Source organism: Clostridioides sp. ES-S-0054-01 (assembly GCA_021561035.1).
In the GTDB taxonomy this organism is placed as follows: Bacteria; Bacillota; Clostridia; order Peptostreptococcales; family Peptostreptococcaceae; genus Clostridioides.
In genome coordinates this window covers 1911929-1924594 of the sequence record CP067346.1, presented here as the reverse complement: position 1 = coordinate 1924594, position 12666 = coordinate 1911929, and the positions used below count along the sequence as shown (strand labels likewise).

General features: G+C 30.2%; 12 protein-coding genes. 1 reads left to right on the top strand and 11 read right to left on the bottom strand.

Going from position 1 to position 12666, the window contains the following annotated elements; translation table 11 throughout:
* Positions 1–94 precede the first annotated feature (94 nt).
* From JJC02_09285 to JJC02_09260, 6 genes are all read right to left on the bottom strand, one after another.
* Complete coding sequence (locus JJC02_09285) at positions 95–1297, bottom strand: pyridoxal phosphate-dependent aminotransferase (GenBank protein UDN56318.1); 1203 nt, start codon at positions 1295–1297, stop codon at positions 95–97.
* A gap of 31 nt (positions 1298–1328) precedes the next feature.
* On the bottom strand, positions 1329–2867 hold the full coding sequence (locus tag JJC02_09280) for an AbgT family transporter (protein ID UDN56317.1): 1539 nt from the start codon (positions 2865–2867) through the stop codon (positions 1329–1331).
* A gap of 40 nt (positions 2868–2907) precedes the next feature.
* The gene (locus JJC02_09275; GenBank protein UDN56316.1) at positions 2908–4077 is read right to left on the bottom strand and encodes an amidohydrolase; all 1170 of its coding nucleotides are present in this window, start codon (positions 4075–4077) and stop codon (positions 2908–2910) included.
* Positions 4078–4474: 397 nt separating this feature from the next.
* Positions 4475–4996, bottom strand: coding sequence for a MarR family transcriptional regulator (locus tag JJC02_09270; GenBank protein ID UDN56315.1), 522 nt, complete (start codon positions 4994–4996; stop codon positions 4475–4477).
* A gap of 138 nt (positions 4997–5134) precedes the next feature.
* On the bottom strand, positions 5135–6703 hold the full coding sequence (locus JJC02_09265; protein UDN56314.1) for a sugar hydrolase: 1569 nt from the start codon (positions 6701–6703) through the stop codon (positions 5135–5137).
* A gap of 26 nt (positions 6704–6729) precedes the next feature.
* On the bottom strand, positions 6730–8088 hold the full coding sequence (locus JJC02_09260; protein ID UDN56313.1) for an MFS transporter: 1359 nt from the start codon (positions 8086–8088) through the stop codon (positions 6730–6732).
* A 171-nt stretch (positions 8089–8259) separates the two neighbouring features.
* On the opposite strand from JJC02_09260, the gene JJC02_09255 reads away from it, so the two are divergent.
* Positions 8260–9309: a helix-turn-helix domain-containing protein gene (locus JJC02_09255; GenBank protein ID UDN56312.1), complete on the top strand. Its 1050-nt coding sequence runs from the start codon at positions 8260–8262 to the stop codon at positions 9307–9309.
* A gap of 194 nt (positions 9310–9503) precedes the next feature.
* Here the strand turns inward: JJC02_09255 and JJC02_09250 are convergent, their stop codons facing one another.
* Genes JJC02_09250 through JJC02_09230 form a run of 5 tightly spaced genes read right to left on the bottom strand, consistent with a single transcriptional unit; the run spans position 9504 to position 12636 of the window.
* Entirely contained in the window at positions 9504–9977 is a 474-nt protein-coding gene (locus JJC02_09250) for a DUF861 domain-containing protein (GenBank protein ID UDN56311.1), read from the bottom strand.
* 1 nt (position 9978) lies between these two features.
* Entirely contained in the window at positions 9979–11070 is a 1092-nt protein-coding gene (gene eutH / locus JJC02_09245; protein UDN56310.1) for an ethanolamine utilization protein EutH, read from the bottom strand.
* 11 nt (positions 11071–11081) lie between these two features.
* Positions 11082–11633 (bottom strand): BMC domain-containing protein, encoded by a 552-nt coding sequence (locus JJC02_09240; protein ID UDN56309.1) that lies wholly within the window; start codon positions 11631–11633, stop codon positions 11082–11084.
* On the bottom strand, positions 11626–11898 hold the full coding sequence (locus tag JJC02_09235) for a EutN/CcmL family microcompartment protein (protein ID UDN56308.1): 273 nt from the start codon (positions 11896–11898) through the stop codon (positions 11626–11628). The genes JJC02_09240 and JJC02_09235 overlap by 8 nt, the downstream gene beginning before the upstream one ends.
* Before the next feature lie 12 nt (positions 11899–11910).
* Entirely contained in the window at positions 11911–12636 is a 726-nt protein-coding gene (locus JJC02_09230) for a TIGR02536 family ethanolamine utilization protein (GenBank protein ID UDN56307.1), read from the bottom strand.
* Positions 12637–12666: the final 30 nt, after the last annotated feature.

The window sequence follows — 12666 nt, the reverse complement described above, 5'->3', positions numbered from 1 at the left end:
AAAATCATCCCAAAACTTTCAAAGACTATGCTCTGAAATATTTCAAAGCATAGTCTTTTTTAAATACGCAAATATATTATTTTTAGATATTACTTTATAATCCTTCAAATGCACTTCTTATTCTATTCATACATTCTTCTATAATTGGTCTAGGTGAAGCAACATTTATTCTTTCAAATCCTGCTCCTTCTTCTCCAAATATGTATCCTTCATCTAGCAATACCTTCGCCTTGTTAAACATTATATCTTCAAGCTGTTTTGCATCCAACCCATACCCTCTAAAGTCTAACCAAACTAAGTAAGTCCCTTGAGATTTTATCATTTTTACTTTAGGCATATGCTCATTAACAAAATCTTCTACATATTTAATATTGTTATCTATATACTCATTTACTTGATTCATCCAATCTTCACAATCATTATAAGCAACTTTAGTAGCAACTATTGCAAATGGATTGGGTAAGAATATGGCTAATTTAGCATCTGTTTCAAGTATCCATTTTTCTTGTAATTCTTTATTATTTATTACTATATTTGATAATTGCATACCAGCTAAGTTAAAACTCTTACTTGGAGCTGTACAAGTTATTATTCTGTCCTTATAATCAGGGCATGCTACTTCTAATGGTATGTGCTTTTCACCTTTACGAATAATATCACAGTGTATTTCATCAGATATTATCCATAAATCATATTTCTTACATATATCTACTATTTTTCTAAGCTCTTCTTTTTTCCATACCCTACCAACTGGGTTATGAGGACTACATAATATAAACACCTTATTATTTTCATCTTTAGCCAACTCTTCAAATCCATCATAATCCATAGAATAATGACCATCTTCAAACTTTAAAGGACTATTGACTACTTTTCTTTCATTATTAGTTATCTTAGCTTCAAAAGGATAGTATACAGGTTTTTCTATTATTATACCATCACCCTTTTGTGTCAATATTTGTATGAAAAAGCCTAATGCAGGTACAACCCCTGGGCTAAAGAATATATTCTCTTTTTCTATTTTCCAATCAAATCTTCTCTTAAACCATCCGCATACAGCTTCATAATAATCATCAGTTTGTTGAGAACTATATCCAAATATTTTTCTGTCTATTCTTTCATGCATTGCATTAATTATCTCAGGAGCACATGCAAAATCCATATCTGCTACCCATAGTGGTAGTGCATCTTCTGAAGACCCTGGCATAAATTGAGTCTTAAGATCATATTTAAGGCAGTTTGTTCCACTTCTATCTATTACCTCATCAAAATTGTATCTTACTTCAGTTGTTTCCATTTTCTTTCCTCCCAAAATTATTAAATGTGTTTTATAACCAAACTTGTCCACCTATTCCTACTGGTATACCTATTGTCATCCAAACTACTACTAAAACTGCAAGCACTGCAAAGTATCCTATAGTGTAAGGTATCATAGCTGAGAATATAGTTCCCATACCTGCATTTTTATCGTATTTTTGAACTGTTGCTAAAAGTATTATAAAGAATGCATTTAATGGTGATAAATGATTAGTTACAGAATCCCCTAATCTATATACAAACTGAGTAAATGCTGGATGTATGTTTAATTGCATTAACATCGGAACAAATACTGGTCCAAATATCATCCATTTTGTACTTCCACTTATAACAAATATATTTATAAATGCTACTAGCACCAAAAATAGCAGTATTATAGCTTGCGGTGGTAATGGCAATGAGTTAAGCAATGCTCCACCTTTTATAGCTAGTACCTGTGCTAGGTTAGACACTGAAAATAGTGTTAAGAACTGACCTATAACTATTGCAAGTACGATAAACGGTGTCATTGTTGCCATTGATTGACATAATATATCATTTAAGTCTTTTACAGTCTTGATTTTACCAACCTTCATTCCATACACAATCCCTGGTAAAAAGAATAGTATCACTATAAAAAACTGTAAGCAAGACATAAGTGGTGCCCCAAATATTAAAGAACCTTCTGGACTTCTTAAAAAACTATTAGCCGGTATACATAAAGCAACTAATAATGCTACGTAAGCTAACACGGTAAAACCTGCTGACTTCGCTGCTTTTGCTTGTTCTTTTGTAACCTCAAAACCTTGATTATCATCCATGCCTTCTGGCTTACCAGTATATTTACCTAATTTAGGTTCTATAAATTTAACAGTTACTATTGTTGATACTATAGCTACTATAAATGCAGACACAAATAGTGCATAATAACTAGCTAATAATGTCATATCAAACGCAGGTTGAATAGTTTGAGCTGCTGATACAGTTATTGGTGTTAGCGTAACATCCCATCCCCCAGGAATTACAGCTGTTGCAAATCCACCACCAACTGATGCAAATCCACAAAATATACCAGCTAATGGATTTCTACCTAATCCATAAAATATTGCCCCTGCAAGAGTTGGTACTAATACGAAAGCAGCATCACCAGCTTGATTAGCAAATACTCCTATAAAAGCTATTATAAATACAACCGCATTCCCCTTAACTTTTGATAAACTCATTTTTATAGCAGTTGAAAAAAATCCTGTTTTTTCACAAACCCCTGTTGCAACTGCCATAACTAGAACTACCCCCAGTACAGGGAAGTTTTGGAAGTTCTTAACAAACCCTTGCATAAATAGTACTAAACCTTCTGCACTTATTAAGTTCATAACTTCTATTAACTTGCCTGTAGCAGGGCTTGTTGCTGAAAAACCTAAAAAGCTTGCTATTGCAGATAATACTACTACTATCAATGTAATATATGTAAATAATGCTAGTGGATGTGGCATTTTATTTCCAACTCTTTCAATCCACCCTAAAAATCCTCCACCGCTTTTTTTCTTATCTTCCTTTAATGCACTTTGCATTTTTATCCCCCCATTTATAAAATTAGATTTATTTTAGTTATTATTTTTTATTTAAAAATTCAACTGCATACTTAGCCATAAATTCTAAACCTAACTTTAATGTATCTTCATCTATATTGTACTTAGGATGATGTTGTGCATATATTATTCCTTTTTCTTTGTTACCTACCCCTAGATAACAATAAAAACCGGAATACTCTTTTAATATTTCACCATAACAATCTGATGCACATATTGGCTCATAAGGATCTAACTCTAATCCATCTATATTAGAAACTACTTCTTTAGCCATCTTAACTGCTTCCTCATCATTTATAACAGGTCCTATACCTCCAGTATGAGTAACTTTCACATCCACTCCGTAAACTTGTCCAACACCCTTACTTATTTGCTTTATAGTATCAAACACTTTTTTACCTGACTCTTCAGTAAAATGTCTGTATCCACCTATTACCTCTGCACTGTTTGGAATAATATTTCCTATTGTAGTTCCTCCATGTATTGCACATGCATGTACAACACATTGTTCTAGTACACTTACATGATTAACTGGTATAGAGGATACTTTTAAAACTATATCGCAAGCTGGCTTTATCGGGTCTATACTTTGATCCGGTCTAGAACCATGACCACCTCTACCTGTTATATCTATTCTCCAACCAGAACCACCAGCCATACGAGGTCCTGGTTCAACAGAAATTTTACCAGCTTCAATATTTGACCAAACATGAGTAGCTATTAATCTATCTGGCCCTCCATTTTCCTTAAAGTACTGTATTATCTCATTGTGTCCTCCACCAACTTCCTCAGCTGCTTGGAAAACTAATAATACTCTACCTTCTAAATCTTCTTTTATATCATTTAACATATGTGCAAGTCCTAGTAACATAGCTCCATGAGCATCATGTCCACAAGAGTGCATTATTCCATCATATTCTGATTTGTATTCTACATCTGAATCTTCTTTCATTGGAAGTGCATCTATATCTCCTCTAATTGCAATTGTCTTACCTTCTTTTTTACCTTTTATCGTAGCTATTACAATATTTGGTTCAATAGATACAAAAGGTACCCCTATTTTTTGTAGTTCTTCCCTTATTCTTTGAGCTGTTCTTATTTCTTTAAAAGATAATTCTGGATACTTATGGAATTCTCTTCTCATCTGAATTACATAGTCTTCATATTTTTCACTTAATTGTTTTAAATTCATAACATCCCCCTAAAATAGTTATTATAATTTAAATATAGTTTAGCGTCTAAACTATATTTAAATAGTAGCACTACTTTTTCCCCATGTCAATATAAAACGTTTTCATTTTTGTTTTTCTCAATCATTTTAATTTTTTTCTGCATTAAGTCGATAAGTTATAGCATTTTTCTATTTATATTTCTATTTTCATATTAATCTATTGAAATTTTTTTATTTGTAACAAATTATATAATACTAGATTCTAAACATCAAAAAAGTTTAGCAGTTAAACTTTAAACCACTAAACTTTTTAATTCTATAAGTATTATATTTTATCTTCATATAATATATACTTAATCACTACCTCCATATATTAGCTATATATCATCTATTTCTTTCTATTTAGTTTCAATCTTAGCTACTCTTTTTCAGAATCATTATTTTCCTGTGGAGATTCTTCTAATAAATTAATAAACAAATCAATTACTTTATAAAAACTATCTATTTCCTCTAATGTACATTCTTTGATTAAGTATTCAAACGTTCTTGTAACATCTATGGTATCATATAGCTTATGTGCCTTACTTAACTCTACTCCTGATGTTGTCGGATATAGCAATATAGTTTTTGCATTTCCTTCTTTTTTTTCTTTAGTTATATAACCTTTTTTCTCTAATTTAGATATAGTCTGAGATATTGCACCTTTAGTTCTATTCCACATTTTAGCTAATTGAGTTGGAGTTATTCCTGGATTTTCTTCAATCGCTGTTAGCATATGCACCTCAGCCATGTTTATAAGTTCCCCAGTCCCATAATCTTTAGGCTTATTGATAAACTCATTATATAATATTACAAATTTATATAATGAGTTTGATTTCGCTTTAAGATACAAAAAAATATCATTCATACTTGCTTGCTCTTTCTTTACTATCTCTTCCATATAGCGTCTCCTTTTAAGTCACTTGTTTCTATATATGTTCTAATTGATAAGATTCTCTTTTTAGATATTATACCATATTAACTTTTATTTCAATCAATAAAGGAAACTATTGGAAAAGTTTCTTATTTATTCTGCAATCTATACAAAATATTTTCTTATAAAATAAGACGGTGTACAACTCCAGGCATGACAATAGCTGTTTATTATCCTTGAACCATAAGGAGATACAAACTTATCGTTTGGATTATATAGCTCCCAGAAACAATCAGCTCCATCCTTAACCATTTCACCCCAATAACCTCTTATACATTCAAGGGCTTTTTCTTTTCTATTATTTAATATTAAACATTCAACTAGATGATGATATGCATATGGAGTAACTATATCCACATCAGGTGGATTATTTAATAAGTTATCTAATATCTTTGTATTTGTTTCTTTATCAAATACATCAGCAAGAACACACCATATTTGAGATATCCAAGAAACTTGCTTTTCACTGCCACTTACAAAGAATCCTTGTTTTTCATCCCATAAATGATTTTTAGCACCTTGAACCACTCTGTCTATTTCATACTCAAGCTCTTCTTTTTTTTCATTATCGCCTAATATTACAGCTAACTTATGAGCTTGTTTTAAAGTATATATTAATACTCCTTGTGCCCCTGCCTGTTTGTTTAATCCCTCTTTCCAATCTAAGAAACACCACCAATCATTACTATCATAAACCACACCATTAATTCCAACTCTTTCTAAAGCTAACTGAACTTGAATGTATGCAACTTTCCATAATTCTTTTAAAACTTCCATATCCTTAGTTGCCTCATAATAGTCATATAAACATGATATAAAGAATAATGAATAGTCAAATAAAGCAGTATCATCCACTAATAATTTAGGTTCTATAAACAAACATGCTCCTACTTGACCTCTATTTTGAGTTAACCCTGCGAAAAGATATAAACATCTTTTTACTAAATCATTATTTTTAAAAGTTTCATAATTTGTTATAGCTTGTAGCCTTAAATCTCCTATCCAAAGGCGTCTATCACGTTTTGGACCATCTTCAAAAACAGTTTGCATACAATCTTGCATAGTTTTCAAAGCTATTTTATCTATTTGAATTAAGTCATCATCAATATTTGATAAATAATTTATCTCTGACATATCCACTGATGATACAAAATTACAATACACATCTTCTACTATTACTTTATACTTAGGAGATGTATCTAATACCTTTATTTCCAAATACCTAAATGCATATCTTCTTTTCATATTAATTTTATCAGGTAAAATATCTATATGCATAGTCTCTTCTTGAATCCAGCTACCACTTATACTTCCTTTGTAAGTTGAACTATCCTCTCCTATTTCACATAGTGTTTCTCCTAATTTAATTCTTAAATGGGCAGGTGCATCTGGTGGGCTACCTACTGGCTTTATTTTAAAGCTTACATATCCCACTTGGTGATTTCCAAAGTCAATACAAATGCTCTCACCCTTGCCTAAACTTATATTAGATAACTCATTTATTGATTTTGTATCTACAACTTCCCAATCATTTTTACCCATTTTAATATTAACAATTTGCTTAGGTTTAACTAATTTCTCTATAAGGTTTGGTTTTAGTCTTTCTGCTTTATCTATGAAATCTTGATTAATCTCCATTCTGAAATCTTTTATACTATTTGTAATACCAGACATATTTTTTCTCCTTAATTGCGTCACTATTATTTATTTCTCGCATCTAAATCTGCTTTTATTTTAGGATACTGCTTATCTAAGTCATAAAATTTCATAGTTATCATTGAGCATATTAAAAGTGCCATTGGAATATAAACATACATTACTTTAATTGCTACTAATGCACTTGCTGGTTGAACTTCTGCTTTAGCTATGTATCCACCCCAAGCTAGAAGTGCTCCACCTAACCCACCTGATATAGCTTGTGCGCATTTTCCTAAAAATCCATTTATTGAGTTTAATGTTCCAGTTGTATTTACCCCTGTTTTCCAAATTCCATAATCAACAGGGTCAGCTTGCATTGAGAAATATATACTTTCTTTTATTCCATAACCAAAAGCAGAAACTATAGAGCCTGCTATAATTAAACTTGTATTTAAATTAGCTATTAGTATTATTCCTAGACCTATAAATTGTACTGCTGCTGAAGTTATGTATAGATTACGTTTTCCTAATCTTTTAGCTAAAATTGGTACTAAGAAGTTTGCAAGTATTGGTACCATTGACATAATTGTAGCTACTGTTGTTGCCAAAGTTTTGCTTCCAACATTGTATGAGAAGTAATATATTAATGCACTAGATTGAATAAAGAATCCAGTCCACATGAATAATATGTTTAAAGCAAATAATTTCCAAGGTTTATTTTCTTTTAATGATTTTATAGTTTGGGATAAGGTTACATTTTCAGATTTTATTTCAACACGTTCTCTTACATTTGAGAAAGTAAATAAGAATATTGCACATCCTATAAATGCAAATAGCATCATAACTACTCTAAACCCTAGAGCTTCATCAGTTCCCCCAAACTTTGCTACCAAATTTAAAGCACTATAGCTTACTATTGTTGAACCTAAGAATCCAAAGAATTTTCTTGATGTTGATAATGCTGTTCTCTCGTTAGTGTCATCTGTTAAACTTGGTAATATTGAAGCCATTGGAATGTTTACTATAGTATAAGTTAAAGATAATCCAATATATGTAACATAAGCATAAATTAACTTTCCATTTAACGATATATCTGGAACACTAAATGCTAGTACTGAAAACAATGCAAATGGCACTGCACCAAATAGGAAATACGGTCTTGATTTACCCCAACGAGTATTTGTTTTATCTATACAATAACCAACCAATAAATCTGTAACTCCATCAATTACCCTTGTGACAATAAACATAAAACTTATTGCCACTGCACTTAATCCCATAACATCTGTGTAAAAATATAGAAGATATAACGATATCATTTGCCAAATTAAGTTGCAAGCCAAGTCAGATGACCCATAGCCTATTCTTTGACGCCAAATTCCTGGTCCATTCTTTTCATTAACAACTTCTAAAGTAGTCATTTTATAATCCTCCTTATTTTGTCGTTTTTATTATTTCTAATGACTTAATATCATTATATCCTTTAGAAAACGCTTGTACTATTGTCGTTTTTAACCAATTTAATTGATTTATTTTTATATTTATGATATTTTTATTTTATATTTAACAATCCTAAAGGTGAAGGAGATTTTATGAGTTTAACTAAATTATTTCAAAGTCTTTATATTTACAATGAATCTGAATTATTTTATAAAAATTATTATTTTGCAAAGCAAAATCCAGAATCACTAAAGCTATTTATTGATAATTTAAATGAGGATTACATAGCTAATAATAATCTAATTATTCCATATATTTATAATGAAAAGATTCCTCAACTTATGAGAGATGAAACTTATTTTGAGCATAATAGTAAGGATAACGTTATACTTATAAAACATAATCGCTACACACCTCAATTTATGCATGAGCATATATTCTTTGAAATGATTTATGTTTTATCAGGTAAGTGCCACCAGGTAATTAGTCATCATAGCATACATATGAAAGAAGGGGATATTTGTATAGTTTCACCTGGAGTAAAACATTCTATAGGAGTATTTGATGATAGTATTATTATCAATGTATTAATACGTAGGAGTACTTTTGAAGATGCTTTCTTTGATTTTTTAAGAAATAACAATTTACTTTCCTCCTTCTTTTTAAATAGTATTTATAAAGACAAGCAAAATGACTATATTCTTTTTCATACAAATGATGATAAATCAATAGAAATATCTATTTTAGAGATGTTTTCAGAATATAATAAACAAGATAGGTATTACAATAGTATACTTAATCATTTAATAATGGTGTTTTTTGCAAAGTTACTTAGAGACTATGAAGATAGTATAGAAGTTCCTGATATGACGAAGAAAGATAATTTAAAACACACAAATATTCTTACTTATATCCAAGATAATTATGTTGATATAACTTTAGAAAAACTTGCTAATGAATTCCACTTTTCTACACCTTATTGTTCTAAGATTATTAAAGAAATTACCGGTTGTAATTTTACTCAATTATTACAAAGAATTAGACTTGAAAGAGCTGAAAGTTTGTTAATTAACACAAATATTCCTATTGCTGATATTAGCAACAATGTTGGTTACCCAAATGTAGAGCATTTTATTAGATTGTTTAATAAAAAATATAATATGTCTCCTAGTAAATATAGAAAAAGCACGCCTAAAGTCTAACACTCTTCATAATTAAAAAGGGTTGTCTTAAATAGAGATAAGCTTCTTATTGTTGAAATTATGAAAATATATTTGATTTCATACAAAAAGAGTGCCTCATGAACTAAAAAGCTCAGTTTGAGACACCCCTAATTATTGATAGTTTGTGTTTTAAATTATTTATTTGATTATTATTAACTTAATTTAGTTTCTTGTTAATTTTGAGATGCCCAATCTGCTGGATATGTTACATATATAAATCTAGCATAATCAGGTACAGAAAATTGTATCTTGCTTCCTTTTGGTATAAATATTAACTCACCTGAAGAAGCAGAAACCTTTCTTCCATCTATTATTATATCTAAAGTTCCATCTATTACATAATCTATTTCATCATAGTTTAGAGTCCAGTCAAAAGTTGTTTCTTTCATTTCCATCATGCCACAGCCTAATCTTGGGCTTTCCTCTAATGTAAATAAATCTTTTGTGTAAACTACATCACTTGGGTTTCCTGTATCTAATCTATCAGACTCACTAACCTTTACAGTTGGTAATTTTATAGAAGTGATTCCACTAACATCTTTATTTCTAACAAAGTCTACAGTATCTTTAGTTCCATTTATTTTTTCTTCTATTATTTGTCTTACTAATGTTTCAATTAAATTTTTATCTATATTTGCTATATCCATCTTATGCATTCTCCTTTTTTAGTGTCTTATTTGCGATAACCATAGCTAATAATACTGCTGTTATACCACCGACTAATTTAGCAACTATCATTGGTGTTATCATATTAGCATTAAATCCTGCTGTAAATCCTAAGTGATCTCCAAATACGAATGCTGCTGATACAGAAAATGCTACGTTTATTATCTTTCCTCTATTGTCCATATCTTTCATCATACCAAACATTGGTATACAGTTGGCTAAACTTGCAACAAGCCCTGCTGCTGATACGTCATTCATTCCAAGAACTTTTCCTAAAGCCATTAATGGTTTATTAAATACCTTCGTTATAACAAATACTAATGGGAATGCTCCTGCTAAAACTATTGCTATATCTCCAACTATTTTTATACCTTCACCTATTGGTTTCATTCCAGGTATTACAACGATTCCTGTTAAAGCTTCAACTATTGCTGCAGCAAGTCCTAAAGTTATAACTATTACTACACCTTTTCCAAAATATGTGAATCCTTTTATCATAGCATTTTCAAATTTCAATAATCCAAGTGCTATAACTACTGCAAATATTATTATTGGTATTAAATTTCTAAGAACCATCATTACTTCAAATCCTGCAACTAATCCACCAACGAATGCTCCAATAGGTATTGTTATTATCCCTGCAAGTATTCCTGTTGCTAAGAATTTTTGGTCTTCTTTTTCGATTATTCCAAGTGCAACTGGTATTATAAATACTATTGTAGGTCCCATCATAGCACCTACTATTAATCCACCAAATAACCCAGCATTAGGGTCTTTGGCAAGTTCAAGTGCCAGTGGTGCACCACCCATATCATTAGCTAATAAACTTCCAGCAAACATAGCTGGGTCAGCTCCAAGCATATCAAATACTGGTACTACAACTGGTCTTAATACATTAGCAAGCACTGGAGCTAGGCATATAACACCAACCATTGCAACTGCAAGTGAACCCATTGCCATTATACCTTCTTCAAATTGTTCTCCAAGACCAAATTTGTTACCTATACATTTATCTATAGCTCCAAGTACCATGAAGACTACCATTACATAGATTATAATTTCGTTTATACTCATAATTCCCCCCATTATTTTATTAGACTTTTTATTATTTGACTGTCTACTGATGATATTACAGTCTTATATATTACTTCCTTTTCTCTTACTACATTTTCACTTTCTTTTAATGCATATTCTAGACTACTTAAATCCCCTGCTACTATATATACTAATTTTCCTCCTATAGCAAAAGATAATTGAAGTTTTACTAATACTAAGTCGCCTGATTTTAAAGTCTTATCAAGCATTTTTATTCCAGCGCATACTTTACTACTTTCGACAACGCCTATAGAGACTATATTATCTAACTCTTGGTACTTATTTTTAAATCCATCTAATATTTCTTTAGAAATTGCATTTATTACAAAGTTATCTACAATATATCCTTCTCCAAGTTTTATTCCATAGTCTACACATTCATTTACATAAGAAGTTTCTCCACCTACTATTATTAAAAATTTACCTGGACAAATACTTTTTAAGTACAATACATCAACTGAAGATTTCTTTACCATTTCGTTGGATACTTCTATACCTTTAGCAATACTTTTAAACTCTATAGCTCCTATACTTTTATTCATCAAACACCTCAAATGAATCGACTACTCCAACTATAGTTGCATCTACTGGAACATGAGCTTTTTCGATCGATTCTCTAGCTGAGGAACCTTTGGATATAAGAACTAAGTCTCCATTTCCTGCTCCTGCATTATCGGCTGCAACCATGAAGCCTTCCTTGTACGTGTCTTTAGTTTTTAAAATTTTTACAACTAAAAGTTTTTGACCACATAATTTTTCATCTTTTCTTGTGGCCCAAACATTACCTACAACTTTTCCTATATCCATAAAATTACCTCCTTACACTCTCTTTAGTTTGAGATGGTGTATTCTCATAAAATCTACAGCTAATGGTGTTATTATACTTTTTTTATTAACTAGTATGTTTTTGACCCCATTTATAGTTGGTTTTCTTAAGTCAGCTTCTGATATAAGTTTTTTATTTCTTAAATCTAAACTAAATTCATTATCTATTTTCATACTTTCTACACTGGTTAAATTTACAGTATCTTTATTTAAAACTTCTGTATTTTCTCTTTTAGAAACTATAGCACTTGATACTTCATTTTTTATACTTAACTTATTTTTAGTTATAGTATTTAAGTCTTTTATAATTTCTACACCAAATTTACACATTTCATCTTCAAATGACATAAATTTCTTATATAGTGCTTTTGGTGCAGTATCCTTATATTTTTTATATTCAATTCCTTCATCTAGGACATATACCTTTTTGCCCTTCATAATCATTTTTAGTATAAATCTTTCTTCCTCACTTGTTGAATTTCCAAGTGCTATATTTGATAATCCTCTCATACAAAGTCTTGAAACTATCACTATTTCACATTCTTTTATACTTTTATCAAATTCTACTATTTCAAATTCATCTTTTAATAAGTTAAATTTATTGTTGTCTTGTTCAAATACAATCACAGCCTTAGGTTTATTAGATACTTTTAGTTCATTACTGTTTATTTTTTTATAGATTTCTTCCATTATTAAATCTACAAGGTTATCATAATTCATATTAAATCCTCCCTAGAGGTAATCTATATA

Coding starts and splice junctions, on each gene's coding strand:
- JJC02_09285 (UDN56318.1), bottom strand. CDS start 1,297: ATGGAAACAACTGAAGTAAGATACAATTTTGATGAGGTAATAGATAGA.
- JJC02_09280 (UDN56317.1), bottom strand. CDS start 2,867: ATGCAAAGTGCATTAAAGGAAGATAAGAAAAAAAGCGGTGGAGGATTT.
- JJC02_09275 (UDN56316.1), bottom strand. CDS start 4,077: ATGAATTTAAAACAATTAAGTGAAAAATATGAAGACTATGTAATTCAG.
- JJC02_09270 (UDN56315.1), bottom strand. CDS start 4,996: ATGGAAGAGATAGTAAAGAAAGAGCAAGCAAGTATGAATGATATTTTT.
- JJC02_09265 (UDN56314.1), bottom strand. CDS start 6,703: ATGTCTGGTATTACAAATAGTATAAAAGATTTCAGAATGGAGATTAAT.
- JJC02_09260 (UDN56313.1), bottom strand. CDS start 8,088: ATGACTACTTTAGAAGTTGTTAATGAAAAGAATGGACCAGGAATTTGG.
- JJC02_09255 (UDN56312.1), top strand. CDS start 8,260: ATGAGTTTAACTAAATTATTTCAAAGTCTTTATATTTACAATGAATCT.
- JJC02_09250 (UDN56311.1), bottom strand. CDS start 9,977: ATGGATATAGCAAATATAGATAAAAATTTAATTGAAACATTAGTAAGA.
- eutH (UDN56310.1), bottom strand. CDS start 11,070: ATGAGTATAAACGAAATTATAATCTATGTAATGGTAGTCTTCATGGTA.
- JJC02_09240 (UDN56309.1), bottom strand. CDS start 11,633: ATGAATAAAAGTATAGGAGCTATAGAGTTTAAAAGTATTGCTAAAGGT.
- JJC02_09235 (UDN56308.1), bottom strand. CDS start 11,898: ATGGATATAGGAAAAGTTGTAGGTAATGTTTGGGCCACAAGAAAAGAT.
- JJC02_09230 (UDN56307.1), bottom strand. CDS start 12,636: ATGAATTATGATAACCTTGTAGATTTAATAATGGAAGAAATCTATAAA.